Source organism: Virgibacillus ainsalahensis, assembly GCF_055380755.1.
The window spans coordinates 1,217,259-1,243,180 of the sequence record NZ_AP043943.1 but is presented as its reverse complement, the minus strand read 5'-3'; the positions used below and the strand labels follow the sequence as shown (position 1 = coordinate 1,243,180).

The window sequence follows — 25,922 nt, the reverse complement described above, 5'->3', positions numbered from 1 at the left end:
TTACTCTCCTAATACTGATAGCATTGGTAAAAACTTAACATTTGTTTCTTCATATTCTGCTTCCGGATCAGAATCTGCAACGACTCCACAACCTGCAAATAAAGACGCCTCATCTCCCTGTATGAGACCTGAGCGGATGGCCACAACAAATTCACTATTTTTACCACTGTCCAGCCAGCCGATTGGTGCTCCATACCAACCACGATCCAATAATTCATTATCACGGATAAAAGATAGAGATTCTTCTCGTGGCGTCCCACCAAGCGCTGGTGTCGGATGTAATTGTTTAATCACATCAAAAATACTGTAGCCCTTTTTCAAACTTGCAGTTACTGGTGTATATAAATGCTGTAAGTTTTTAAGTGGATAGACGACAGGTTCATCCGGTATATCAATACCCGAGCAATAATCTTTAATCTTATTTCTTATCATTTTAACGACAAAGTCATGCTCTTCGCGATTTTTTTCATCATGTAGCAGCTCATAACTGATTTTTATATCCTCTTCTTTCGTTTTCCCTCTCGGAGCTGTTCCAGCCAAACAAGTTGACAGTAAACGTTCATTGTCAATTTTCACCAGTCTTTCAGGGGTAGCGCCAATAAAACAGTCTTCCCCTTTTTCAAATGCAAAAATATAACTATTCGGTTGCATGTCTAACAATTTTTCCAATATCAAGCCAATGTCAGCCCGTTTATTGAACTTTAAGCGCAATTCCCTTGCAAGCACAATTTTTTCTGCTTTATTTTGACTAATCTCTTTCGTTGCCTGCCGCACTGTCTCTTTCCATGTTTCTGGCGAAATTTCCACTTTATTCTTAAGAACCAAGTCATCATCAGCTTTCCTTGTATAGGTGAAAAGTTTTTTTTCTGCTTCCATTATTTCTTTTGCCAGCTGAATGGGATGATCTTCTTTTTGCACATAGATATTTACCGTGAAGTAGCAGTCGTTATGATGTTTCGTTAAAATGAATTCCGGTATGGTAAAATGACTGGCCTTAAAATTATTCCATAATTTGGTTTTCTCTTTTTTAGGGTCAAACTCCATTCCCCCAATGGCAACAATTCCCGTACCAGCTTTTTTATACGGATTATGAATGATTGCTTCATTCACAAGATTATTCCATTGATCTTCTGTTATTTCAAACCGGTTCTCTTCTGCAATAATTTCAAATGCATTACCAATTCCAACGATACTAAACGTGTCATCCGTGCTTGCCCAAAAGGTACGGTCTTTCTCTGTAGTTTTTGCTGCTTCAAAAAATTGAAGCGGATCTGCATCGTCTATTTTTTTTGTTAAGCTGACAAGCTGAAAATCCTGATTTGATTTCAGCTTGAGAATCGCTTTATTTAATAATTCTTCTATTGATTTTTCTTTTGTTTCAATCATTGGTATAAACCTCCGTTAAAATACCGTAAGAGACTATCATATTTATTTTATTCTCTTTTTCATCGTTTCTCAAGGAAAGGGGCTATTTTTAATAATTTAGATAAATTGACACCACATCCCAATTTACTTACTATTAATATGATATAGATAGATTTCAGGGGGAGTAGTATAATGCAGTCTTCAAATAAAGTAAATGTGAAACAGGCTTTAAATGAGAGAGATGGTTTTCAGATTTGGTGGCGCCTATTGCGTCCACATACATTAACAGCTTCTTTTATACCTGTTTTTGTCGGCTCCATGCTGGCACTTACAGAAGGTTCTTTCCATATATCATTATTTCTTTCCATGCTAATCGCCTCCATGCTAATCCAATCTGCGACAAACATGTTCAATGAGTATTACGATCATGCTCGTGGACTCGATACAGAAGATTCTGTTGGTATCGGAGGAACGATTGTACGGGATGGTATCCCGCCAAAAACAGTCTTAAGTTTAGCACTCGGTTTCTTTGGTATTGCCATATTGCTTGGTGTATATATTTGTATTCAGTCCAGCTGGTGGATTGCCGTAATTGGTTTAATATGTATGCTTTTCGGCTATTTATATACAGGAGGGCCATATCCAATTGCATATACCCCATTAGGTGAACTGTTTTCCGGTTTTTTCATGGGAACTGTCATTATTGGAATCAGTTATTTCAACCAAACAGGAGCATTAACGGCAGTGAGTTTATGGGCTTCAGTCCCTGTGGCAATATTGATAGGATGTATCATGCTCTCCAATAATATCAGAGATTTAATTGGTGATAAAAAAAGTGGCAGGAAGACGATTGCAATTCTTTTAGGACACAAAAAAGCAGTAAACTTCCTTGCAGTTTTATTTTTCATCGTCTATCTGCTAACTGTCATTTACATTATAACGGGAATCCTGCCGCTATGGTCGATTATTACATTGCTTAGTATCGTAAAAGCCGTCGATGTCATTAAAGGTTTCCACGGAAAGACAGAACCAATTGAAATGATGCCAGCAATGGTCGCTACCGGAAAAACGAACACTATATATGGACTTTTATTAGGATTGTCTCTATTAATCAGTACGTTCATCTAGTCTGCTTTTCTGATTTACAGTCAGAAACAAAGATGAAAGGAGATAGTTATGCGTAACCATCTTAACAAAAAACAATTAGATTATTTTAAAGAGCAACTGTTAAAATTAAAAAAAGAAAATGAAGAAAAAATAGAATCAAATTATGGCGACAGTCCAAATGATGTGACTGGTGAGCTGGCAGATTATGATAACCACCAGGCAGACATGGGGACAGAGCAATTCGAACAGCAAAGGGATGCTGGGTTGAACCTTGTCCGTGAAGACCGTCTGCGTGAAATTGATGATGCATTGGTGCGTATGGAAGAAGGCACCTATGGTTTGAGTGAAAAATCGGGAAAGCAGATACCTGTTGAACGATTAGAAGTAATGCCAACCGCACGAAATTTGGTTGAAGAAGAAGAGTGATTTTTTAAGGACTGTGCTCCGCTGCGCGAATTAAGTTAGAGTGTTGGGGGTCAGTCCTTTTTTATTGTTTCTTTTAATAAGGCTGTTTTCAATTAGTATGGGGCTGCGATTACCCGCCCCACCGAAATGATTTGGAATTGCGATTACTCATCCCATCAAAAAGACTTGGGACTGTGATTACTCGTCCCATCGAAAGATATGTTGCTTTTGACACAATAGATATAAAAGACGAAGTAACTTTATCATGGTTTTGCTATCTTCCATTTCTATGAACCCGAGTGCTATCACAATCGCTTCGGCAGAATACTTCGCTTTCCGCGGGCACGGCTTCAGCCTCCTCGCGGAAGATCGCCGCTGCGGGGTCTTCAGACTCGTGCTGTTCCCGCTGGAGTCTACGTATTCTGCCTACGCTAAGAGTGGTGTTCTGATTATAGAAAGGATAAAGCTCATGGAATCTATGTTTCATGGAGGCTTTCTCACTCAAATAGAAAGCTATTCTAAGCTGCTTAAAAAAATGCGAGACTCCTACGGGAAAAGGAACAGTCTGAAGACCCCTAAGGCGAGGTCTTTGCGAGTGAGGAGGCTGAAGCGTTCCCCGTGGAAAGCGAGTGTTTTTTAAGCAGCGCTGGAGTAGCACTCATTTTGTAAAGGATGAGAGGAAGTCACTGCTAGGTTACGTCGTCTTTTATATCAACTGTGACGTTAAAGGGTAACAAAATTTACGAGAAGAGCTTTTTATGAGGGTTTCAATTATTTTATATTTATTGAAGCAGCAAAAAAAGCTAACCCGCTTTCGGATTAGCTTTTTTAATCTATATATGATTAGCTTGTTTCTGTTCAATCCATGTTCGCATTTTTACAAATAAAGGAACAAATAGTAAACCAACTACAATACCTTTGATAATATTAAAAGGTAGCACACCCGCAACGACGGACACCCACTTCACCTGTTCTGTCATCTCCCAGCCCATGAACCAGGAATATGCCGGTAAAATAAGAAAATAATTTAATACACTCATTCCAAGCGCCATGATGATCGTTCCTGTCACTAAGCCGGATACGATGCTTTTAACACCTTTAAATTTATGATAAAGCATTGATACAGGGACGACAAACATCAAACCTGCCAGAAAGTTTGCAGCAACCCCGATAGGATCACCCGCTCCTGAAACGATTAAATAGAGTATATTTTTCACGGCTACTACAATTACTCCTGCCATTGGTGAAAAAATGAGTGAAGCAATTAATGCTGGTACTTCACTGAAATCAATTTTTAAATAGGCAGGTAAAAGTGGTAACGGAAAATTCAAGAAAAATAGTACGAGTGAAACAGTACCAAGTAGTGCCAGAATAATAAGTTTTAATAGATTTGATGATTGCTTGCTGGTAGATTGCATCATCTTTCTCCTCCTCCATCTTTAACCGATTCCTATCTCGTTTCGATGAAGGATAAAGCCTTTTCCAATAATAAAAATACATAAAAACCCTAAAGCCTAATGGGGCTTTAGGGTGGTAGATTTCTCACAGGAAAATATAAGCGCGAAACACACTTAAATTTGGCTCAACATCTTCTCCCATCCAGACTATACTGTCGGTCCCGGATTTACACCAGGTCAACCACTCCGCCTTTTGCTTTGTGGGTCACGGACTTAAAGCAAATTTGCTTCTTACCGTCGGTCGGGAATTTCACCCTGCCCCGAAGATTGGAATCGATAATTTAATTTGTATTCAGTATACAATACTTTATCTGTTTTGAAAAGACTTTTACAATTTTTTTAAAATTATCTTCCAGTGAGAATTGAAAACTTAACTAAACACTCAAGCTTTTATGGCTATAAAGCCCTAATTGTACTTATGCAGTAAGAAAGGTTCAGAAGCGATTGTTGTTCTGAACCTTTCCCAGATATACCATCAATCAGCGTTGATAAATAATTTACCTTCTGCCTGTTTGCGTGTTTCATTGCCATAGTCATCTACTGTTTTGACCTCAATAACTGCTCCTTCGGCATTTACGCTGTTTGTAGCTGTCCAATATCCTACATAGCTTCCATCATCTGTCTCCCTCATTGGAAGTTCCGTTGCATTTTCTGTCGTATTTGTTAGTGGCATATGAATCATAAATGTAGCATCTAATCCAGGTTCACTTTCAAATTCGATTTTCACACTTTCACCCGCATTGATAGATACATCTTCTGTAGGTGTAAGGTTTTCAATTTCAGCTGCAGCATATTTCACATCAATTGTAATGGACTCCGATGTACTGTTTCCAGCCAGATCCTGTGTAACAACTTCAATCTCATTTTCTCCATTGTCAAGCAGGATTCGTTTGGAATAGGTTCCATCCGTAACATCTGCCTCCTGTCCATTTACTTCTACAACATCAAGATTGGCATCTGATACTGTACCTTCAACCGTTACTGTTTCGCTATTTAATTTATCCCCGTCTTCTGGACTTTCAATTGTTAATTCTGGTGCCTGTGTATCCAGCGTTACCAGAACTGGTTCTGATTCACCTGTAGGCGTGTCATCAAGTAATGACACTACCGTTAATTCATTGTCACCTTCTGTTAACTCTGCCGGGATAGCGAACTGGCCATCTTCACCAACTTCGGCTCTGCCAACTTCTTCCCCATTGTTTAATAATTGGACAGTTGTTGTTGGAGAGGCCTCCCCTTCTACCGTAATTTCCTGTTCACTGGTAATTTGATCTTCAGCCGGGGAAGTAATCACTGGTTCTTCCACTTCATAGCTTACACGAGCACGAATCATATAGTTCCCTTCAACTGCTGGAGAGGGTGACCAGGCTCCACCAACGTATTGATAGCTGCGCTCCGCGTTTGGCCCGTTTTCATCTGTTGCTAAACCAGGTACATTTGGGTTTGCTCCTGTTTGAATATAGACCATGTAGAAATCATCATTGACAGTAATTGCGTGCTCTGACAAATCAACTACCGTCCATTCCTCTAGACTTCTTGTTGCTTCCGCATCAATCGGCCCCGCAATTCTTTCACCAGGTGTTCCATCAGGTCCAGATGCATCCCATACTTCAACTGCAAACTCTGTACCCCCAGGAGTTGGCCAATCTGTTCCATGGAATTGGAACACACCATCCGTTACAACGGCTGATTCTTCTTCCTCGGGTAAAGACATTTTTACTGCCCATCCATTTCCCGCATCATAGAATGCACGCGCGTTTTCAGCAGTACCGTCATCATAGCCGATTTCTCCGCCCGGAACAGCATGAAATGGTTCGAGTGCAACATCTACAACTACATCTTCTTCCAGGTTAGCTTCTACTTCTTTGCTATGATAACCTGTTGCCAATACATTTATTGTGTAATCGCCTTCATAAGCGGTCAGAGAATAGGTTCCGTCAGCGTCTGTTACTACTGGCTCAACATTTGCATCTTCTACAAGCAGAACCGTTGCACCTTCTATTGGTTCACCCGTAGACTCATCTGTAATTGTTCCATTTACTGTATATTGATCAATTTCTTCTAATACGAAATCAGCTTCTGTATTGCCATCTGCTTCAATTGTTACGGATTGTTCATCTGAATGAAACCCGTAAGCTTCTGCAGTAACGGTAAAGTCACCTGCAGCATGAAGCAAGGAGTAACTTCCGTCAGCAGGATCTGTGTTAACGGATCGTCCACTTTCAAGTACACTAACTTGCGCTCCCAATGGCAGTAATGTTGGATTGATTACTTCTTCTTCGATCGGTTCTTTTTCTTTTATTGGTAATACTGGTTTAATCTTCGCAGGATCTACTTTTTCTTTTAAAGATGCCTTTTCCCCGTCGTCTTTATTCAATCCTGGTGCTTTTCCATTATTTCCATTTGTTAACCCTTTTGCCTTACCATTGCCCTTGGCTATCCCCAGTGCATTTCCTTTTCCAGGCACAACACCAAGTGATGCACTAGGACTTTCTGATGTGTCGGATAATGTAACATCATCAATATACCAGCCATCTCTTACTACACTTCCATCTGTTTCTAAGTTAAATCCGATGTACACACGTTGGCCACTGTATTCGGAAAGATCGATTTCAGTGCTTTCCCAGCCATCAGATTCACCTGTCAACCGCAAGATTTGCGTCCACTCTTCCTGGTCGGTAGAAATAAACACATGACCATAATCCCAGTTGTTTTCAATATTATACCATTGATTAAACTGCAGATAGGATTCATCTTCAGGCAGATCAACGGGTGGCATTAAAAGCGTAGTATTCGAATTACTATCATATTCTCCATCCGGATTTGTTGCATACACATTCTCACCCGAAGCAGCTTCCTCTGGTCCCGACGTTGGTACACCACGTTCCCAACTATTATTCTCTCCGAGCACCGTCCATCCTTCCGGCTCAGATTCGAAGTCTGTTGCGTACCCAACGGTGATACCAGGTTGAACATTAACTTCATATCCATCACTGGTTACTTCATTGTTTCCGAAATCATTAACTACAATATGATACGTGAATGAATCTCCGTCAATATGATCTCCAGGTATTGTTGCAAGATATTCACCTGATTCAAAGTCACCAGATACAAGATCTGCTTCTACCGTTTGTACATCTCCACTTGGATCTTCATAATTGACAGCAACTGAAGCAATACTGATATTATCTGAAGCGTCAACGGTTAAATCCAGATTCATTCCCTCATAGGTTTCTGCTGGAGCTTCATGTTCAAAAGTAGGTGCCTCCGTATCGTCACCATCTTTTGCAACCTGTCCTTCCAATGTTCCCAGACCAGTAACCAAAGACGATACAGCATCGTGTGCATTCACTAACCCGTATCCATATCCATTGTTTGGAGAATCTGGAAATTCCTCATCTGTTAATGGCGTTGCTGTATTCATCATTATTTCTTCCAATTCATCGACGGTCAAACTGGCATCCGCTTGGATCATAAGTGCTACAACTGCTGATACAGCTGGACCTGCCATGGATGTACCATTCCATCCACCTTCATACCCGCCACCCGGTACTGTCGAGCGAATATTCACGCCAGGTGCGGAAATATCAGGCTTTATTTCATCATATGGAGAAGGTCCCTGTAAGGAAAAACTAGCTAAACTATCGTTATTATCGGTTGCGCCAGTCGCAAATGATTCCGGATAGTTCGCTGGGACTGCAACCGACTCCGGCCCACCCGGATTTGTAAATGTTGTATTACCTGCTGAGAACTCTGGAAATATTTCTGCCGCTCTCCATGCAATGACAACATCACGATACCATTCATCCAGACCTGGACCACCGCCCCATGAATTGTTTACAACATCTGGAGCCTTGGAAACATCGCCCTCAGGTGCTAATATCCACTCAGCGGCTTCTAATAGATCCGCATCTGTTCCACCTGCTGCGGTAAATGCCCGAACGGAAATATATTCAGCACCAGGAGCTACGCCAACCTGATTAGAACCATCTGCTTCACTGCCAACCATCGTTCCGGTCACGTGTGTACCATGCCCTTGATCGTCATATGGTTCTTCTTCGCCTGCTGTCGCGTCAAACCAGCTGTACGTATGGTCAACATCCCCTGTAGTAGAATCATAGCCTCGATATTTTTCCTGTAAGGCAGGATGATCCCACTGTACACCGGTATCAATACTTGCAACAACCGTACCTGTACCATCAAACCCCATCTCCCAAACTGCAGGGGCACCAACACGTTCCACGTTCCACTCAACGTTCTTAATGTCGGATTCGGGTGTTTCTGCATCCGGTGTTACACTGGTATATAATTCCCTCGTTTCATTGGGTAGGAGCTTTTCCACTTCCGTAAAGGATGCAACTTTCTCTGCAACTTCTTTTGTAGCAGTTACAGCCATCCCGTTTACGATGTGGTAAGCGTGGAAATTCTCCACATTTCCATTCTCAACTTCCTTCTCCAGATATTTTTTAGCCTCTGCCTGGGAATTTAATGAAACTGCTTTCAATTCAGAAATCACCGCAGATCGTTGCACATGTTCAGCCTTTTGTGCGGAAAGATTTGCTTGAGTTGTACGTTCTTTCGCATTTGCTGCTACTTCTGCCGGATCTGCCTTGTCGGCAAATTTAATTAAGAATGTTACCTTTTCATCCGCATTAAATTCTTCTTGTAAACGCTCACCCATTTTTGATTGTGCAAGCTTCTGCGCTTTATGGGAATCATTTACAGAGTGATGGATGTTGCCATTTGATTCTGCAAGAGCAACACTTGGTGCAATTAAAGAAAAAGTCATTAGAACGGATGCTGCAATACTAAAAGCTTTAACTTTTTGTTTTCTCTTTAACTTCAATTTGTTTCCTCCCATCATTTTTCATTTATGCATCTGCACACCGGGCAACACACATTGTCTCTATATAACAGGAGACAGTAGGAACTTACTTTCTTACCAACAAAAAAACCACCCTCCCTCCTTCACTAAAAATTGTGTTAGCTTCGGTGTTCAGTGGTGATGTAAACGACTCTAAGTTGTTAAAGCAAGTATAATAGATTTTAAAGAAGAATTGTGTAGAATTTTCTAAATTGATAGATTAGTATTACTTTTTCTTCATTTACTTCATAGGTTATAGTCCCAGTTAGTTAAAGGAGTTTTATAAAAATAGCTATATTGGTGGATATTCACTATGTTTTCCGATAAAAAACAATATTTTTCAGTGCTTTATAAAAAAACTGATTGTATTTTCCTATACTACTTATTTTTATTACAGTGTTGCTTTCTTGAAAACGGAAAAATAGGTCTTATTACCCTTTTTCATTTACATTTTTTAGATATTAATACATATTTCACGTCATATTAAAACGTACATAAGACCTGCACACTGAAATAATGAAATCTTAATGTCAAAAAATTTGTCATTTCACCAAGATCGGGACATGCACCTTATTTCATTTATAAAACTAAAAAAAATAAGCCTTCAACCTGAATATCAACAGATTGTCGACTTATTTTTATCATTTTTCAACATAATTTAGTCTTCTAATGGGTTTAAACTTTCTTTACCAGTCAACCCGGCAATCATTGTCACAAGCAGTTCAATTTCTTCATCAATATCCTTAAGACTAGCTGTTTCAACAGGTGAGTGCATATAACGCAATGGCAATGATACCAAGGATACGGGTACACCCTTGCCGGTTAATCGCATTTTATCAGCATCTGTACCTGTCATTCTTGGTGTGAGTTCATATTGAACATTTATATTTAGCGCCTTCGCAGTATTTTCCAGCAATTTATTTATTTTTATATTAATCGGAGCACCTTTCGCCAAAACCGGACCATCTTCCAAGCGAACATCTCCATGCTTGTTTTTATCTACACCGGGATAGTCTGTTGCAAATGTTACATCACAAGCAATTGCCATTGTTGGCTCTATCCCTGCCGCAGCAAAATATGCCCCACCCATATTTGTCTCTTCATTGACCGTACTGGCAGCATAAACACCGACAGAAAGGTTTTTCTCTGCTAACCTTTTCAATATTTCAGCAATAATAAATGCCCCTGTACGATTATCCAGGCCGCGTCCCGACACATACCGATCCATCAAAACCTCAGAATCTGTCTTATAGACTGCCAAATCTCCTATCTGTACATAATCTTGTGCTTCCTCCTTCGTCCTGTAGCCGCAATCAATAAATAAATCCCCTAGACCAAAGTCATTTTTCAGACCTCCATGATGCTGGGCATTAACACCGATTACGCCGGTAACCGATTTGCCTGAACCAAGTACAGTTACTTTCATTCCTACCGCCGCCTTCGGATTAATACCACCCATCTTATCGAAATGGAGGAACCCCTTTTCATCAATCCGGTTTATAACAAGTCCGATTTCATCGATATGACCAGCTAATAATACTTTAAATGGTGCTTCTGGATTCAATACCCCGATTGCGTTTCCTGCATGATCAGTCCTGATTTCATCCGTAAAATCTTTTACATAATTGATCCATTTTTTCTGAATTGCCATTTCATTACTTGACGGTGATGGCATATGTAATAAATCCAATAAAAAATCGTGATTTGTTTTATTCAATACTGTTCCTCCTTTATTCATCATTCATTCCATCATAGCAAAATTTTTTAATAAGAGCACTTTTGTTTACGGAACACGAAATAATGGGTAAAATTTAGAATAACTTTAGCTGAAGGAGCGAATAACAATGCAACTGAATCAATGGTATGAAAAAGCTATGTCACCAGATACATATATTGAATCAATGGATGAGCATAAAGAAAACCTGCTGCATGTGTATGATAATTTCACGTTGCCGAAAGATGACGACTTTTTCAAAGATATCAAAGAAAGAAATCTACGTGCAATTGTACTAACTGAGGATTGGTGCGGGGATGCCATGATGAATATTCCGGTATTACTCCGATTATCAGAAGCAGCAGATATTGATGTACGGATGCTGCTCCGGGACGAAAACCTTGAATTAATGGATCAATATCTTACAAATGGAAAGTCCCGGTCGATTCCCATTTTTATATTTATTGACCAGGACGGAAATGAAGTTGCGAAATGGGGACCACGTGCGAAAGAAGTTCAGGAGTTTGTAGACAAATCTGGAAAGGCTCTCCCCAATAAGGATGCAGCTGATTACAATGAAAAATTTAAAGAAATGATCTTTTTTATGACAAAATCATTCCGGGATAATACGGATTTTTGGAATGATGCTTATTCGAGTATAAAACAGACACTTAGAAATAGCTGAATAATGGACTGCAAAAGGCTGATACACATAATGTATCAGCCTTTTGTATAAGCTCACAATGTTATTGCTATACTAAGGAAACAGAATTCAAAACGTAAGGTGACCACTATGAGCATAAGATTAATTAAAAATATCTATTTTCGTCTGCCCGTCATCATTAGGTTATTACTGACCATTCTTCTATTGATGTTTATTTATGGTGTCATCATCCATTTGGTGGAGCCTGCGCAATTCCCTACCATTTTTGATGGGATATGGTGGGCTTTTGTAACTGCTGCTACAGTAGGCTACGGTGATTACGTCCCATTAAGTATACCAGGAAAGATTATTGCAATCCTATTAATTCTCACGGGTGGTGGTTTAATCGCTTTTTATATCTCCAGGTTTTCTGCTGCTACCATTAAACGAGATCAGGATTTGGTAAAGGGTAAAGTGGCTTTTAAAGGGAGCAACCATTACGTCATAATAGGGTGGAATGAGCGTACAAGACAATTACTTGATATAACAATTGCTAAAGATTCGGATGTTCGTATTGTTCTCATTGACCGTACATTAAACCACCTTTCTTTCCAGCATTATCCTGTACACTTTATTCACGGGGATGCTACAGAAGATGAGACACTGCATCGGGCAAACATAGAACAGGCGAAATGTGTAATTATAACTGCAGATATATCAAAAAGCGAACGTCAAGCGGATAACTTTACTATACTGTCAACGGTGGCCGTCAGAGGAAACAACAAAGAAATACCGATTATTGCTGAGATATTATCAAAAATTCAAATCGATAATGCCTTACGCGCCGGTGCAACCACCATTATTAAATCGAATGATTTCATGAGTACATTACTTTATCATGAACTTTCCCGTATCCAGTCGGCAATGCCATTTGATGATGTTTTACATTTATTAAAAACACAGGAATTTCATCACGGAAAAATCACAGAAGAACTTGAAAATAAGACGTTTTATCAGGGTTCCATGACTTACCTCAAAGATCAGCATCTGTTGCTGGGCGTTATACGTGATAAGGAATGGAAAATTAACCCCGGTGCTGATTTCATACTAAAAAGAAATGATATTCTTATATCTATTGTCAGAAGATGATTTTTTATAATTATATATTTCATGATAATTTTTGCTACACCGGAAAATTTATGGTAAAATCATATATTGTGTAAAAAGAATCGAATATAGGTATAGGAGTTGTTCAGCATGACGAACAAATTAGAGAGTGGTCAAATCTTAGAAGGTAAAGTTACTGGAATACAACCATACGGAGCATTTGTTGCTTTAAATGAAGAAGTGCAGGGTTTAGTTCATATTTCAGAAATAACGCATGGTTTTGTAAAAGATATTAATGATCATTTAACCGTTGGAGATGATGTAAAAGTCGAAGTCCTCAACGTAGATGAAGAAAAAAATAAAGTATCTTTATCCATTCGCGCAACAGAAGAAGCGCCAAAAAAACCTGCAAAACCGCAAAAATCAAATCCGGTAAAACAACAGGAAGATGATGCTGCCGGGTTTAACACGTTAAAAGACAAACTTCAGGAATGGATTGACCAATCGGAAAACTTTAAAAAGTAATGGTAAAAAGTAATTGGAGGACTCACGTAATATGCGAGTTCTCTTTTTTTCTGAAGTCGAAGCTTAACCAAAAGCTAATTTTTCAAAGAAACAGGAGCCGATTTCAAAACGATATATAAATCCTTCATGGTAATCCGTGACTATTATTTCCTATTTTCTAATTAATATACACTCTCTTTCTTGATTTCGTTGCTTCACTTGGTTAAAGTAATAATAGAATTAAATTAATTATGATTCCCAGGAGGTTTACTATGACACATGTTTCATTTACCTACGATAAGGCTCTATCATTTTTTAACGAGAACGAAATAGAGAATCTCGAGAGCTATGTTCAGACAGCCCATAATGCCCTACATAATAAAACAGGAGCAGGAAGTGACTTTTTAGGATGGGTTGATTTACCGGAGAACTATGATAAAGAAGAATATGCCCGCATTAAAACCAGTGCTGATAAAATCAGAAACGATTCAGATGTCCTGCTTGTTATTGGCATTGGCGGTTCTTATTTAGGAGCGCGTGCTGCACTTGAAATGCTGAACCATTCCTTCCAGAACCTTTTGTCCAAAGGAGAAAGGAAAGTACCACAAGTTATTTTTGTCGGTCATCACTTAAGCTCAACCTATATGAGTGAGCTCTTCGATGTCCTGAAAGATAAGGATGTATCAATTAATATTATTTCCAAAAGTGGAACAACGACTGAGCCTGCAGTAGCTTTCCGTATTTTCAAGAAATTCCTTGAAGAAAAGTATGGAGCAGAGGAAGCGAAAAACCGTATTTACGCTACAACAGACAAAGAAAAAGGCGCGTTGAAAACTTCCGCGGATGAAGCGGGTTACGAAACATTTGTCATCCCGGATGATGTCGGCGGACGCTATTCCGTATTAACCGCAGTAGGATTATTGCCAATTGCTGTCAGCGGTATTTCCATTGATGATATAATGCAAGGCGCTAAAAATGCAATGAACGATCTGGCTGAGCCAATACTTGCTAAAAATCCGGCGTATCAATATGCTGCTGTTAGAAATATTCTATACAACAAAGGAAAAGTAACGGAAATGCTCATCAATTATGAGCCAAGCCTACAATATTTTTCAGAATGGTGGAAGCAATTATTCGGAGAAAGTGAAGGAAAGGATCAAAAAGGAATTTACCCTTCCTCTGCCAATTTCACAACAGACCTTCATTCACTTGGACAATATGTACAAGAAGGTCGACGAAATATTTTTGAAACGGTTCTTCATGTGAATAAAGCGAAAAAAGAAATGACTTTGGAAGAAGAAGCGAACAATTCCGATGGCCTGAATTATTTAGCAGGTAAAACAATCAATGAAATTAATCATAAGGCATTCCAAGGTACGATGCTTGCACATACGGATGGAGACGTCCCAAATTTAATTGTAGAAGTGCCTGAACTTGATGCCCATACATTTGGATACCTCGTTTACTTTTTTGAGAAAGCTTGCGCAATCAGCGGCTATCTTCTTGGAGTGAACCCGTTTGACCAGCCAGGTGTTGAAGCGTATAAGAAAAATATGTTTGCATTGCTCGGTAAACCAGGATTTGAAAAAGAGAAAGAAGCACTGGAGAAGCGTCTGTAAATATTTTAACGGAAACACTTCATGTTTTAAAAAAAGATTTGTAAGATATGTTTATATTTTTTCATGCGGGGTAATAATATAAATGTAAGACTTTCTCGTATTCCCCCTGTAAGCAAAGCGCTAAGCGCTTTGCTTTTTTTTGTATCCATCAAAGTAAAACTTAGATCGTTTAAAGTAAAAAATATACTTACCACTCATTCATAAGTTAAGATTTTATCAAATTAGTTTGTTATAATGGGTATAGTAAATTGTCAGGAGGTTTATTATGGGGTTATTTGATATAATACATGATAGAAAAAATACACGTTCCGTGAAATGGGACATGCTTCGTCCCGTTTTTCAAACAGATGATGTGCTGCCGATGTGGGTAGCTGATATGGACTTTAAAGCGCCTGAAGGCATTAACGATGCATTAATTAAACGTGCAGAGCATGGGATTTATGGGTATACAATCATAGATAATGAGATAAAGAGTTCCATTGTACGCTGGATTGATAACCGTCATAATTGGGAAATTAGTCAGGAGTGGCTATCATTCAGCCCAGGTGTTGTTACAAGCTTACAAATGGCTGTGCAAGCATTTACAGAACCACAGGACAAGATATTGATTCAAACACCTGTATACACGCCATTTTATAATGTTATCAACCAGCATGACAGGGAACTCATTAAAAGCCCCTTAAAATTAGAAGGTAATTATTATAAAATTGATTTTGCAGACTTCGAAGCAAAACTAAAACAAGGTGTGAAAGTATTTATTCTATGTTCTCCACATAATCCGATCGGTCGTGTTTGGAATGAAAAAGAATTAAAAGAAATGGCAAGATTATGTTTGAAATATAACGTGCTGATTTTATCTGATGAAATCCATTCAGATCTCATCTATCCAGGTGAGCAGCATATTCCGTTAGCTTCCTTGTCAGAAGAAATAGCTGAACATACAATCACTTGCATGTCACCATCTAAGACCTTCAATTTAGCAGGCTTACAGGCATCTTATGTCATTACTAAAGATAAAACGAAACGTAAAGCACTTGATGAAATGCTCAGCAAACAGGGGCACGGCATGCTGAATACCATGGGCAACACTGCATTGGAAGCATCTTATGTCCATGGAGAAGAATGGCTTGAAGAATTAAAAACAGTTCTTAAAGAAAATAAGGTTTATGTTACAGAAGAACTGGAAAAACACACAGAGCTGAAAGTCATCCGCTCCGAAGGCACGTATTTACTATGGATTGACTGCAGCTCACTAGAAATGGACAACAAAACGCTGAAGAAATTTATGATTGAAAAAGCAAAAGTAGGTTTAAACACTGGTGCCGATTACGGAGAGGAAGGCGAGTATTTTATGAGAATGAATATTGCCTGCCCGAAAGCTACTGTTGAAGAAGGAGTCAAGCGTATTATTAATGCAGTGAATAATAGATAGATGTTTTCTGCACTACTCTTATGCTTTTAACGTTGTTTAAATGCTCTGAACAGTTGACTTATTCACCATCGAATTAAAAATCTTAACTTATGAAGTAAAAAACGGCCTGTGCCAAAAAGCATCGGCCGTTTTCTTTTTATTCTTCCTGGTCTTCATTTAGATCAGTTGGATCAGTTGGCGTTTCAGATGAACCGGCTTCGGGATCGGTGTTTATCTCTCCGCAAATAATGCGGGTTCCGGATTCCCCACCTGGCTGACTTACTCCATCATCCTGTCCTTCATCTATTATTAGGGAAGTTCCCTCCCCTTTCAATATCGATTTTTTTCCATCTGCAAGTGTTGCACCTGCCATCATTAACTCCGCTTCAACCAAACCACCACTATCCGCTTCGACATTAGGCAAATCACCTAAATGAGATCCTTCTGGATGCATTAAACCATGTTCATTTCCTTCTGGATTAAAATGATTTCCAGCACTTGTGAAATCCGGCCCTTCACAAGTAGGAAATTCATGCACATGAATTCCATGAAATCCAGGCTCTAACCCCTCAATGCTTACTTCTATCTGCACACCATCCTCTTGCTCATTCAATGTAGCAGTTCCAACCATATCACTAGATGCATTATACATGTCTATTGTCCTTGTCTTCTCACTCTCGGTTTGACAAGATGCCAATAAAAGAATTAAAATCAAAACAAACAAACGCATATTACGTTCTCCTTTAATGTCTTTTCTAATAAGTATCTACAAGATTTAAAAAGATAAACCTGCTGAATAATAAAAATCCCCCCCAAAAATTCTGGGAGGGTTTAAATACAACCTATCTATTTTCGGTAAAGTTATCTTCACCTTCTGCATATTTAATTTCATCTTCATATTTTTCATTGAATTTGCGTTCCTCTTTTTTTGAATATCTATAGAACAAATACAATGCAACGACCGCAAATATAATAAAGACAGATAAAGTTATCAGAGCTGGTAAATATTCCGTTTTATCTTCCGGAAAATAAAGAAATGGCATCATGAATATTCACATCCTTCTTTTAATAGTATATCAAAATTTCTACTCCAACTAAACCTGCACCGCAAAATGTTCGCTAATCTGTTACATTTTTGGGACAATAGAAATTAGGAGGGGATCAATATGGCAGATGTGAAAATTGGGGAAATTGTTCGTGCCCACTATAATTCAGGTACATACATCGGGGAAGTAAAAGAGGATAGAGGAAGACAATATCTCATTGAAGTCCTGGCTGTGAAAAAACATCCGATGCAGGGAGATCTACACAACCCGTATCAAGTGGAAAATGTATTCTTCCATGAACGAAAAGCACTCGCACATCATGAAAAGATGAATGTCAAGAAGGCTGCAGTACAACCTTTCCCCGAAGAAATCCCAACGTACAGCGAATCGTTAAAACAGGCCGTAAGAGATTATAAAGAAAAACTTACTGCTGAGGATACCAAATACAATGAACAAGCATTTCTTACATTAAAGGGATTGGAAGAGAACTATTATCAAAAGAGTTACTATTAAAAAGCTTTGCTCACTCTACACCTAATGATAAGAGCTATTATATTTTCACACCTTAAACTTATTAAACCAATTACTACTCTTTATATTATCCTAAAGTGTTGAAAAAAGCCGGGAAGTTTTTCACCCGGCCTTTTTTCATTATTCTCCTAAATGTTCTTTAATTACTTCAGATACGCCTTGAAGCGCTTCTTCTTCATCGCTTCCAGTTACTATAACTTTAACCTCTGCACCCTTAGGAATGCCTAGTGACATTACACCCATAATTGATTTCAGGTTAACTTTTTTATCGTTGTATGAAACTTCTACTTCAGATTGGAATTGTCCTGCTTTATTTACCAACAACGTAGCTGGGCGGGCATGTACACCAGTTTCTGCTGTAATTGTAAATGTTTGTTCTTTCATCTTAAATCATCCTCCAAAACTATTTTCTTCATCTGTACTGTTTATCAGTACTCTATCCACTATCTTAGTGAAAAAATGAACTATCTATAGTATATACAAAAACGCGATTTTTTGAAACAAAAAGGATAAAATTTTTAAGATAGGCTGTTTTTCTAACAGATTGTTTGCTGCAAAAGTTAAAGACCAGCTAACTATGCGAAAAGATCCTTAAGATATTTGTCTTTGAATAATCGTTATGATAACGTTATTTTGAAAGAATACCTTTTGTAGGAGGAATTATAATGAGTGTACATATTGGTGCAGAACAAGGTGCAATTGCCGACAAAATTTTATTGCCAGGCGATCCGCTCCGGGCAAAATTCATCGCCGAAAACTTTCTGGAAGATGTAACACAATATAATAATGTTCGGGGAATGTTAGGATTTACCGGAACATACAAAGGGGAACGCGTATCTGTTCAAGGAACTGGAATGGGCGTTCCATCTATCTCTATCTATGTAAATGAATTAATTCAAAGTTATGATGTAAAAAAATTAATCCGCGTTGGAACGTGCGGAGCTATCCAAAAAGATGTAAATGTTCGGGATGTCATCCTCGCTCAGGGATCAACTACAGATTCACAGGTCAATCGCATGATATTCAATGGGATTGATTTTGCCCCACTTGCTGACTTTGACTTATTGAAAAACGCATATGATGCAGGCATTGAAAAAGGTTTAGAGCTTCGTGTAGGAAATGTTTTCACTAGCGATACCTTCTATCGTGACAATGCCAGAGAAGTAAATGAACTATTAGCTGATTATAAAGTCTTGGCAATTGAGATGGAAACTACAGCACTATATACTCTGGCTGCTAAATATGGTCGTCAAGCTTTATCCGTATTAACAGTTTCCGATCATATTTTAACTGGAGAAGAAACTTCCGCAGAAGAAAGACAAACTACCTTTAATGAAATGATGGAAGTTGCGTTAGAAGCGGCAATTAAATAAAAAAAGATGAGAGCAGTCCTTTTCAAGGGCTGCTCTTTATTGTCACCCCAAACAAAAAAATGTTGACAAAAGATGGGTTTCTTATTATTATTTAGAAAAACCGGATGATTTCAAGTCTTTGGTTTCAATTATGCAGTAGAAAAGTTTACACTTCACTACTGCAAGGAAAAAGGGGGAAGTTGAATGAGAAGTTTACGTCCAATTGATTTGACATTTGGTTCCGTATTTGTCTGCCTTATGGCAATTGGCGCAAATATTACCGTGTGGTTTCCTTTTCTTGCAGTCCCTATTGGGGGTGCAACTGTACCTTTATCATTGCAAACATTTTTTGCTATTTTAGCTGGTTTGATGCTTGGAAAAAAGCTTGGAGCTATTTCTATGCTTACATACACACTTATTGGTATGGCCGGCGTTCCAGTGTTTTCGGGGCTAACAGGTGGTCCAATGGCAATCATCACCCCAACTGGAGGATTTATCCTATCCTTTATTTTTATTGCATTTGTTGTGGGCTGGATCACAGAAACCATTCATCGAAAAAACGTTATTACATATACAGCAGTTGCTTTTGTCGGATTGTTTATTAATTATGGAATTGGCGTTTCCTACATGTATTTGGCTATGAATACTTGGTTAGAACTCAGCATTTCATACACACTGGCCTGGACAGGAATGATTCCGTTTCTCATAAAAGATGCTGCGTTCACATGTCTAGCTGCAATGTTCATGATGAATCTGTCCAGACGAGGAGTTCTTTCACGCTGGGTAAACGCTAAAATATAACCATCCTCCCCTTCTCGGCAGTATGGCTTTTATCCATCCATTGTGATAAAATAACCCCATCTTGGAAACTTTTTTATCGCCAAGACTTAGGGATGTTCCTTAGCCCGAAGTTATGCAGTAAGAAAGTTTTATCCTTGATTAACCGTTAAATATGGAATAACTACGTTTTGGAATTATCTTTATCGTTTTAGCAGGAAGGATGGTTACACGATAATGGAATTATTCTTAAATTTCCCCATACTGGCAGCCTTAACGGCGATTGTTTTTGCACAAGTTATTAAAATTCCAATTAAATTAGTACTGGCGAGAGAATTTAATTTAAGTTTGGCATTTAGCACCGGTGGTATGCCTAGCAGTCATTCTGCAGCAGTAGCTGCTTTAACCACAGGAATTGGGATTATGGAAGGTGTAACATCAACCGTGTTTTCTCTTTCTTTCGTATTTAGTATTATCACAATGTATGATGCTTCAGGAGTACGCAGGCAGGCTGGTGAACAGGCAATTGTATTAAATCAGCTAATTAAGGACTTCCAATATTTTGTCGATGGGGCAAAGGATTGGAATAAAAAAAAGGAATATGAAAAACGTCAGGAATTAAAAGAATTACTCGGTCATCAGCCAATTGAAGTATTTTTCGGTGGATTAACTGGGATAGGAATTGCTTTCCTGCTATATCAGTTCTATTAATAAAGGAGACTCTCCTCATGGAGGGAGTCTCCTTCTACAGTTAGGAAAGTATTAATTTTTCTCTACTGCTATTATTTTATTATTTCCTGTCTGAATACCTGGAGGGCTTCATTTTCATTTAACTGCTCGAGGGTTTCTTCAGTTAACTTTCCTTCCCCCATTTCAACAATGTATACATCCAGCTCTTTTTTTCCCCAATCTGAATAAACATCCTCTACTGTGGGGTAGTATAAGTCAATTTCATTTCCATTAATAGCGCTTCCTTTATCAGCCACTACCCCATAACCGTAGTCAGGAATATACATGACAGTTCCTAGTGGATAGACATTCAAATCAGCAGCGATGGTAGAATATAAGTCTCGTTTTACCTGAACACCTGAATAGGTTATACCATAGCGAGGGTGATCCGGTGTTTTACCTGTTGACTCCATTCCTGCTGTGTATCCTGTAGCTACAACGGCAGCCGTTGGATACTGTTCAAAATCGACCGCTTCCTCTAACGTTTCCGGGGCGTCATTTCCATCATTCGAAATATACTTGTTCTTTTCCATTAATCGGTTTAACGTTTTTTCTTTTAATCCTACATGTCTATCCGCAGCTGTCGTATGATCTTCCCCGGATACATGCGTTGAATTTGCTTCTTTCCATACCTGCATGTCTGCGAAAGTAACATTTGAAATAGAAGTTGCTGTGACATATAATGCAGATAAAAATAGCACTACCATTCCAGCCCTACGAATAAAATTCTGTTTTTTCACTAATAACACCTCTCTGGGTGTCATACTTTCCATTGTAACTAAATTTTATTCATATTTTTTATATTAAAACATCTGATATCCGTTTTTACGCAGGATTTTAATCACAATACCGGACACAATAGTACCGACAAATCCGGATAACAATATAGCTATATCAACTGGTGTAATGCTCGTAAATCTCGAAATTGCAGTTGAAAAGGCGTCTCCTGGATTTGTAAAGTATTGTACTGTGGAAATATTATCAACAATCATAACTACAATAATTGGATAAAGAAATGCCATCAGCCACTTTGTTCGTAATAGCATGTTTAATATAAAAGCAATACCAAAAAATATTACAAAGTACAACAATATTGACATGACCAATTGGATCAATGATTTTCCCCCTCATAAGCTTATCGCTAGATACAAACTACATTCTATAATAGATTTCAAGAAAAGAGCAAGCGGGTTGTTTAACGGAATACGTAATAAAAAAGCAAAGACAGTGATTTGCCCTTGCTTTCATCTTTACAAAATATTTTATACTTAATTGCTGAAAAACTAAGATAAATGTTAATAGAAAAGATTGAATCTACCTTTTTTCATTAATAAGCTTAAACCACCAAGTTTCAATAAATACCTGTTGTCAGATATTTTTTTCATAACCGTTGCCTTCCAGCCACGTAGTTTATAATCTTTAAATATAGTAGCTACCGCATCATTATGCCCTAAAGATGCAATAGTTCCGAGAAGATTCGCTTTAAAATGCTCCATTTCTTCATTGTTCACTAGTGCTTTCACATTATGAGCGACCACACCGGACTGTTGGATGGCAATTTGTGCTGTCGGCGGAAAAGGTTGTCCGGTTTCCTCATTCCTAACCAGAGCGCAATCCCCTATTACAAATACATCCTCATAATCTGGTGCACGCATATCCTTCTGTACTTCAATTTTCCCCCGATTTGTTTTAAATCCAGAAGCTTCCACGATGGAATTCGCTTTAACACCTGCTGTCCAAACCGTTGTCATTGTTGGAATTTTAACGTTTTTTCCATCTTTTTCATAGACAATGCCATCTGGTTTACATTCCTTTAACATCGCCCCGGTTATAAATTCTACTCCACGTGCTTCCAGCGAGTTCATCGCATAGTCAACAAGCTGGGGGTCGAAACCAGGTAACACAGATTGGGCTCCTTCCACATTGATGATACGAACCTGTGATTTTTCGATATCATACTCTTCACACAACCCAGGTATGCGGTTAGCTAATTCCCCAACAAATTCAATTCCTGTGAACCCCCCTCCTCCAACAACGATATTCAATCTTGCATTATTTTTTTTATTTTCATTGTGATAGAGTGCAAAATTATATTCCAAATGTTCCCGAAGTATACGGGCATTGTTAATGTTATCAATTGTAAATGCATGTTCATCTAATCCAGGAATACCGAATGTTGCCGCTTCAAAACCAAGACCGATTACTAAAATATCATATTCGAGCGCGCCCTTTTCCAATATAACCTTTTTTTTCTCTGGTTTTATACAAACTACTTTATCCAGGACAAAATTGACCTTATTTGGGTTGACAACATCTTTAATTTGAATTCTTGTACGGTCATGGTGCAGTGTACCTGCAGCATTCTCATGAAGCCATGTTGCCTGATAATGATAATCATTTATATTTACAAGCGTTATATTTGCTTCATTGGTACCTAATGATTTCTGTAACTTTACGGTGGTCATCATTCCACCATATCCCGCACCCAATATTACTATATTTTTTTTATTCATTTTCTCCTCACTTCCATCTGTGTAATTCTATGTATCAAATTCTCAAGCGAATTACACGGGTATTACTAAGGATTTCCATATTGTTTCATCCATTAATTAACCTAATAATAATATTTTTGTTACATAATTGTAATATACATTCATTATACTAGCTTTTTTTAGTAGTTATTTCAACCCTTAAAAAAGTTATTATAGTAACACAATTTTTCTGATATTTATTTTTTCCAATATCCATATGCAATTGAACATACAATATATATATTTTATGATAGTATGATAATGGCGCACTATTATATAGAATGAAATGGGGTTATTTCCATGACAGATAAAGTTTATGACGTCACAATCATTGGCGCAGGACCGGCTGGGCTATTCACTGCTTTTTATGGCGGGATGCGTCAGGCAAGCGTAAAAATAATTGAAAGCCTACCGCACACTGGCGGGCAATTAACAGCCCTTTATCCAGAGAAATATATATATGATATAGCAGGATTCCCTAAAGTACGGGCACAGGATTTAGTTGAAAATTTGGAAGAACAGGCAAATATGTTCGATCCTACTATTGTTTTGGAACAAGCTGTGGAAAAAGTGGAGCGTCTAGAGGATAATACGTTAAAACTTACTACCAATTCAGAGGTTCACTATACTAAAACAATCATAATTACAGCAGGAAATGGTGCATTTCAACCACGACGCTTAAATATTGGAGAAAGTGAAAACTTTGAGGGAATTAATCTGCACTACCATGTAAAAGACATGGGACAGTATAAAGATCAAAATGTTGTCCTTTTAGGTGGTGGAGACTCAGCAGTTGACTGGGCCCTTATGCTGGAACCAATTGCTAAAAAGGTGACACTCGTCCACCGTCGCGATACATTTCGCGCACATGAACACAGTGTGGAAAAGCTTATGGCATCGAATGTGGAAATCGTAACACCATATGTACCTTCGGAAATTGTAACAAGTGACAAAATCGATACCATCATTTTATCAGAAGTAAAAGGTGACAATAAAATGGAGGTAGCTATTGATTCCGTTTTATGTAATTATGGATTTGTCTCAACTCTGGGACCAATTAAAGATTGGGGACTGGAAATTGAGAAAAACAGTATTGTAGTCAACACAAAGATGGAAACTAATATCCCGGGCATCTATGCAGCAGGCGATATTTGCACTTATGATGGTAAGGTTAAATTAATTGCAACAGGGTTCGGTGAAGGACCAACAGCCATCAACAATGCCAAAAAATATATCGATCCAAAAGCCCGTCTGCAACCAAAACACTCAACAGCAATGTTTTAATGAGAATAGCGGAGGACTGTTCAGAAGTGCAAGCATAAGCAACGAACCAAAAAGTTCATGGTCTGGTTCTTGCAGTGTGCATTGCTTATGCCGGGACTTCCAGGAGCCGAAGTTAGTCAATAGAAGAGCTGGAGTATGGAGAAATTCCGTAACTTCAGCTTTTTATATTTCAGCCGCAATATCTGACAGGGCATCTTCATCAAGTACTTTAATATTACGGTGCCCCTTCTGCTCAATCCACCCATTGGTCTGGAAACTCGATAGCCTTCTGCTAATCGTTTCCTGTGTTGTTCCTAAATAGGAAGCAAGATCCTTTTTGCTCATCGGCAATACAATTTCATTTGTATTTTTTTCTTCTGCTAATTCCAGTAAATAACTCGCTGTACGCGTTTCTACGTCTTTGGCACTTAACTGCCCCACAAGCTTTTCAGTTTTGTCCAGACGATTACTGAACTGTTCCAAAATCTTAACCGCAATAGAAGGATATTCCTTCATCAAATCCTGCATATCATTCCGGTGAATGGTACATATATTGGTTTTTTCCATCGCTACTGCATAACTTTCTAATCTTTTTTCGGTGAATAGTGCCAGCTCACCCATGAATTCTCCAGGTTCTAAAATACGCAATAACTGCTCTTTTCCGGATTCAAACAGCTGGTAAATTTTCACCCGTCCCTGATGGACGATATACAAATATTCGAGTGGGTCACCATCACGGTAGATGGTCTCCCCTTTTTGAAAATTTTTGTGCATGCTTTTATACGCAATTTCGCGCATTTCTTCATCATCCAGATGATTAAAGAAAGGAACTTTTGCTACACATAATTCTTTACTATCAATTTTCTGATCCGACTCCATATTCGTACCCCCTCCCTGCCAATAACCTATTAAAAAAGCTAGAACGCCTTCCAAGCATCCTAGCTCCTTTATCCTTTGTTAACAATCTCCAGGTGACCCGACCTTATCCTTCGTTCTAAAAGAAGAACCACAGCCACAGGAAACGATGGCATTTGGATTTTCGATACTGAAACCGCCACCCATCATATTCTGTTTGAAATCAATAGTTGTTCCTTCTATGATAGGGATATCCTGGTTATGAAACACCACTGGAATTCCATTTATATCTTCAACTGTATCAAGTTCTTCATTGACCTCGTACTCAAACCCTAGTGAGTAGGACAATCCACTGCAGCCGCCGCCTTTAATTCCAAAACGCAGTCGGGCATTTTCCGTTTCATCCTTCATCATTTCTTTGATTTGATCACAGGCATTATCTGTAAGTGTAATAACCAATTCAAAGACCTCCTCTTTTTGTGAAAGGTTTAAATGTTACTCTTCAGTATACAAATTATCCCACTATAATACAAATATTTGATTTACTTTTCAATAAAAATATGCCAACTTTTGAAATAACCTGAGTTCCGCCAGCCATTCAGGCATATCCTTCTTTACTCCATTTCATCGTCATAATTCCAC

Annotated in this window: 24 protein-coding genes and 1 riboswitch; of the genes, 12 read left to right on the top strand and 12 right to left on the bottom strand. The window is 38.4% G+C overall.

Annotation, left to right across the window (positions count from 1 at the left end; all coding sequences use genetic code 11):
• A complete protein-coding gene (locus tag ACZ427_RS05840) occupies positions 1–1,386 on the bottom strand; it encodes an isochorismate synthase (RefSeq protein ID WP_461177123.1) in 1,386 nt (461 codons plus the stop codon).
• Positions 1,387–1,557: 171 nt separating this feature from the next.
• Between ACZ427_RS05840 and ACZ427_RS05835 the strand changes: the two genes are divergently transcribed.
• Together ACZ427_RS05835 and ACZ427_RS05830 are read left to right on the top strand one after the other, a co-directional pair.
• Positions 1,558–2,493 carry a 1,4-dihydroxy-2-naphthoate polyprenyltransferase gene (locus ACZ427_RS05835; protein WP_461177124.1) on the top strand — a complete coding sequence of 312 codons (936 nt, stop codon included), beginning with the start codon at positions 1,558–1,560 and terminating at the stop codon, positions 2,491–2,493.
• Between the two features lie 48 nt (positions 2,494–2,541).
• Positions 2,542–2,898, top strand: coding sequence for a TraR/DksA C4-type zinc finger protein (locus ACZ427_RS05830; protein ID WP_461177125.1), 357 nt, complete (start codon positions 2,542–2,544; stop codon positions 2,896–2,898).
• A gap of 812 nt (positions 2,899–3,710) precedes the next feature.
• Here ACZ427_RS05830 and ACZ427_RS05825 read toward each other — a convergent pair.
• The 3 genes from ACZ427_RS05825 to ACZ427_RS05815 form a co-directional block, all read right to left on the bottom strand.
• Positions 3,711–4,295: an ECF transporter S component gene (locus ACZ427_RS05825; RefSeq protein WP_461177180.1), complete on the bottom strand. Its 585-nt coding sequence runs from the start codon at positions 4,293–4,295 to the stop codon at positions 3,711–3,713.
• Positions 4,296–4,460: 165 nt separating this feature from the next.
• A riboswitch (FMN riboswitch) is annotated at positions 4,461–4,606 on the bottom strand.
• A gap of 203 nt (positions 4,607–4,809) precedes the next feature.
• Positions 4,810–9,195, bottom strand: coding sequence for a S8 family serine peptidase (locus tag ACZ427_RS05820; RefSeq protein WP_461177126.1), 4,386 nt, complete (start codon positions 9,193–9,195; stop codon positions 4,810–4,812).
• A gap of 661 nt (positions 9,196–9,856) precedes the next feature.
• Complete coding sequence (locus ACZ427_RS05815; RefSeq protein WP_464883578.1) at positions 9,857–10,936, bottom strand: M20/M25/M40 family metallo-hydrolase; 1,080 nt, start codon at positions 10,934–10,936, stop codon at positions 9,857–9,859.
• Between the two features lie 106 nt (positions 10,937–11,042).
• On the opposite strand from ACZ427_RS05815, the gene ACZ427_RS05810 reads away from it, so the two are divergent.
• The 5 genes from ACZ427_RS05810 to ACZ427_RS05790 all read left to right on the top strand — a co-directional run bounded on the left by ACZ427_RS05810 (position 11,043) and on the right by ACZ427_RS05790 (position 16,217).
• Entirely contained in the window at positions 11,043–11,597 is a 555-nt protein-coding gene (locus tag ACZ427_RS05810; RefSeq protein WP_461177127.1) for a thioredoxin family protein, read from the top strand.
• A 108-nt stretch (positions 11,598–11,705) separates the two neighbouring features.
• Positions 11,706–12,704: a potassium channel family protein gene (locus ACZ427_RS05805; protein ID WP_461177128.1), complete on the top strand. Its 999-nt coding sequence runs from the start codon at positions 11,706–11,708 to the stop codon at positions 12,702–12,704.
• Between the two features lie 108 nt (positions 12,705–12,812).
• A complete protein-coding gene (gene yugI, locus ACZ427_RS05800; protein WP_461177129.1) occupies positions 12,813–13,187 on the top strand; it encodes a S1 domain-containing post-transcriptional regulator GSP13 in 375 nt (124 codons plus the stop codon).
• A gap of 251 nt (positions 13,188–13,438) precedes the next feature.
• Positions 13,439–14,785 (top strand): glucose-6-phosphate isomerase, encoded by a 1,347-nt coding sequence (locus ACZ427_RS05795; RefSeq protein WP_461177130.1) that lies wholly within the window; start codon positions 13,439–13,441, stop codon positions 14,783–14,785.
• A 265-nt stretch (positions 14,786–15,050) separates the two neighbouring features.
• Positions 15,051–16,217 carry a MalY/PatB family protein gene (locus tag ACZ427_RS05790; RefSeq protein ID WP_461177131.1) on the top strand — a complete coding sequence of 389 codons (1,167 nt, stop codon included), beginning with the start codon at positions 15,051–15,053 and terminating at the stop codon, positions 16,215–16,217.
• Between the two features lie 136 nt (positions 16,218–16,353).
• Here the strand turns inward: ACZ427_RS05790 and ACZ427_RS05785 are convergent, their stop codons facing one another.
• Together ACZ427_RS05785 and ACZ427_RS05780 are read right to left on the bottom strand one after the other, a co-directional pair.
• Positions 16,354–16,926, bottom strand: coding sequence for a superoxide dismutase family protein (locus ACZ427_RS05785; RefSeq protein WP_461177132.1), 573 nt, complete (start codon positions 16,924–16,926; stop codon positions 16,354–16,356).
• A gap of 112 nt (positions 16,927–17,038) precedes the next feature.
• Complete coding sequence (locus ACZ427_RS05780) at positions 17,039–17,242, bottom strand: hypothetical protein (protein WP_461177133.1); 204 nt, start codon at positions 17,240–17,242, stop codon at positions 17,039–17,041.
• Positions 17,243–17,362: 120 nt separating this feature from the next.
• Between ACZ427_RS05780 and kapB the strand changes: the two genes are divergently transcribed.
• Positions 17,363–17,755, top strand: coding sequence for a kinase-associated lipoprotein KapB (kapB, locus tag ACZ427_RS05775; RefSeq protein WP_461177134.1), 393 nt, complete (start codon positions 17,363–17,365; stop codon positions 17,753–17,755).
• Positions 17,756–17,893: 138 nt separating this feature from the next.
• Here the strand turns inward: kapB and ACZ427_RS05770 are convergent, their stop codons facing one another.
• A complete protein-coding gene (locus ACZ427_RS05770) occupies positions 17,894–18,157 on the bottom strand; it encodes a phosphocarrier protein HPr (RefSeq protein WP_461177135.1) in 264 nt (87 codons plus the stop codon).
• A 281-nt stretch (positions 18,158–18,438) separates the two neighbouring features.
• On the opposite strand from ACZ427_RS05770, the gene deoD reads away from it, so the two are divergent.
• The 3 genes from deoD to ACZ427_RS05755 all read left to right on the top strand — a co-directional run bounded on the left by deoD (position 18,439) and on the right by ACZ427_RS05755 (position 20,613).
• Entirely contained in the window at positions 18,439–19,146 is a 708-nt protein-coding gene (gene deoD, locus ACZ427_RS05765; protein WP_461177136.1) for a purine-nucleoside phosphorylase, read from the top strand.
• Between the two features lie 183 nt (positions 19,147–19,329).
• Complete coding sequence (locus tag ACZ427_RS05760) at positions 19,330–19,926, top strand: biotin transporter BioY (RefSeq protein WP_461177137.1); 597 nt, start codon at positions 19,330–19,332, stop codon at positions 19,924–19,926.
• A gap of 213 nt (positions 19,927–20,139) precedes the next feature.
• Positions 20,140–20,613 (top strand): divergent PAP2 family protein, encoded by a 474-nt coding sequence (locus tag ACZ427_RS05755; protein ID WP_461177138.1) that lies wholly within the window; start codon positions 20,140–20,142, stop codon positions 20,611–20,613.
• A gap of 71 nt (positions 20,614–20,684) precedes the next feature.
• Here the strand turns inward: ACZ427_RS05755 and ACZ427_RS05750 are convergent, their stop codons facing one another.
• The 3 genes from ACZ427_RS05750 to ACZ427_RS05740 all read right to left on the bottom strand — a co-directional run bounded on the left by ACZ427_RS05750 (position 20,685) and on the right by ACZ427_RS05740 (position 23,144).
• The gene (locus tag ACZ427_RS05750) at positions 20,685–21,371 is read right to left on the bottom strand and encodes a 3D domain-containing protein (protein ID WP_461177139.1); all 687 of its coding nucleotides are present in this window, start codon (positions 21,369–21,371) and stop codon (positions 20,685–20,687) included.
• Positions 21,372–21,434: 63 nt separating this feature from the next.
• A complete protein-coding gene (locus ACZ427_RS05745) occupies positions 21,435–21,746 on the bottom strand; it encodes a YuiB family protein (protein ID WP_464883541.1) in 312 nt (103 codons plus the stop codon).
• A 180-nt stretch (positions 21,747–21,926) separates the two neighbouring features.
• Positions 21,927–23,144 (bottom strand): NAD(P)/FAD-dependent oxidoreductase, encoded by a 1,218-nt coding sequence (locus ACZ427_RS05740; RefSeq protein WP_461177141.1) that lies wholly within the window; start codon positions 23,142–23,144, stop codon positions 21,927–21,929.
• Positions 23,145–23,462: 318 nt separating this feature from the next.
• Here ACZ427_RS05740 and ACZ427_RS05735 point away from each other — a divergent pair, with 318 nt between their 5' ends.
• Complete coding sequence (locus ACZ427_RS05735) at positions 23,463–24,446, top strand: NAD(P)/FAD-dependent oxidoreductase (RefSeq protein WP_461177142.1); 984 nt, start codon at positions 23,463–23,465, stop codon at positions 24,444–24,446.
• Between the two features lie 162 nt (positions 24,447–24,608).
• On the opposite strand, the gene ACZ427_RS05730 is transcribed toward ACZ427_RS05735, so the two are convergent.
• Positions 24,609–25,304 carry a Crp/Fnr family transcriptional regulator gene (locus ACZ427_RS05730; protein ID WP_461177143.1) on the bottom strand — a complete coding sequence of 232 codons (696 nt, stop codon included), beginning with the start codon at positions 25,302–25,304 and terminating at the stop codon, positions 24,609–24,611.
• Positions 25,305–25,382: 78 nt separating this feature from the next.
• A complete protein-coding gene (locus ACZ427_RS05725) occupies positions 25,383–25,739 on the bottom strand; it encodes a HesB/IscA family protein (RefSeq protein ID WP_461177144.1) in 357 nt (118 codons plus the stop codon).
• Between the last annotated feature and the right edge of the window lie 183 nt (positions 25,740–25,922).

Coding starts and splice junctions, on each gene's coding strand:
- ACZ427_RS05770 (WP_461177135.1), bottom strand. CDS start 18,157: ATGAAAGAACAAACATTTACAATTACAGCAGAAACTGGTGTACATGCC.
- ACZ427_RS05815 (WP_464883578.1), bottom strand. CDS start 10,936: ATGAATAAAGGAGGAACAGTATTGAATAAAACAAATCACGATTTTTTA.
- ACZ427_RS05835 (WP_461177124.1), top strand. CDS start 1,558: ATGCAGTCTTCAAATAAAGTAAATGTGAAACAGGCTTTAAATGAGAGA.
- ACZ427_RS05740 (WP_461177141.1), bottom strand. CDS start 23,144: ATGAATAAAAAAAATATAGTAATATTGGGTGCGGGATATGGTGGAATG.
- ACZ427_RS05805 (WP_461177128.1), top strand. CDS start 11,706: ATGAGCATAAGATTAATTAAAAATATCTATTTTCGTCTGCCCGTCATC.
- ACZ427_RS05810 (WP_461177127.1), top strand. CDS start 11,043: ATGCAACTGAATCAATGGTATGAAAAAGCTATGTCACCAGATACATAT.
- ACZ427_RS05730 (WP_461177143.1), bottom strand. CDS start 25,304: ATGGAGTCGGATCAGAAAATTGATAGTAAAGAATTATGTGTAGCAAAA.
- ACZ427_RS05820 (WP_461177126.1), bottom strand. CDS start 9,195: ATGGGAGGAAACAAATTGAAGTTAAAGAGAAAACAAAAAGTTAAAGCT.
- ACZ427_RS05735 (WP_461177142.1), top strand. CDS start 23,463: ATGACAGATAAAGTTTATGACGTCACAATCATTGGCGCAGGACCGGCT.
- yugI (WP_461177129.1), top strand. CDS start 12,813: ATGACGAACAAATTAGAGAGTGGTCAAATCTTAGAAGGTAAAGTTACT.
- ACZ427_RS05795 (WP_461177130.1), top strand. CDS start 13,439: ATGACACATGTTTCATTTACCTACGATAAGGCTCTATCATTTTTTAAC.
- ACZ427_RS05785 (WP_461177132.1), bottom strand. CDS start 16,926: ATGCGTTTGTTTGTTTTGATTTTAATTCTTTTATTGGCATCTTGTCAA.
- deoD (WP_461177136.1), top strand. CDS start 18,439: ATGAGTGTACATATTGGTGCAGAACAAGGTGCAATTGCCGACAAAATT.
- ACZ427_RS05780 (WP_461177133.1), bottom strand. CDS start 17,242: ATGATGCCATTTCTTTATTTTCCGGAAGATAAAACGGAATATTTACCA.
- ACZ427_RS05760 (WP_461177137.1), top strand. CDS start 19,330: ATGAGAAGTTTACGTCCAATTGATTTGACATTTGGTTCCGTATTTGTC.
- ACZ427_RS05790 (WP_461177131.1), top strand. CDS start 15,051: ATGGGGTTATTTGATATAATACATGATAGAAAAAATACACGTTCCGTG.
- ACZ427_RS05830 (WP_461177125.1), top strand. CDS start 2,542: ATGCGTAACCATCTTAACAAAAAACAATTAGATTATTTTAAAGAGCAA.
- kapB (WP_461177134.1), top strand. CDS start 17,363: ATGGCAGATGTGAAAATTGGGGAAATTGTTCGTGCCCACTATAATTCA.
- ACZ427_RS05755 (WP_461177138.1), top strand. CDS start 20,140: ATGGAATTATTCTTAAATTTCCCCATACTGGCAGCCTTAACGGCGATT.
- ACZ427_RS05825 (WP_461177180.1), bottom strand. CDS start 4,295: ATGCAATCTACCAGCAAGCAATCATCAAATCTATTAAAACTTATTATT.
- ACZ427_RS05840 (WP_461177123.1), bottom strand. CDS start 1,386: ATGATTGAAACAAAAGAAAAATCAATAGAAGAATTATTAAATAAAGCG.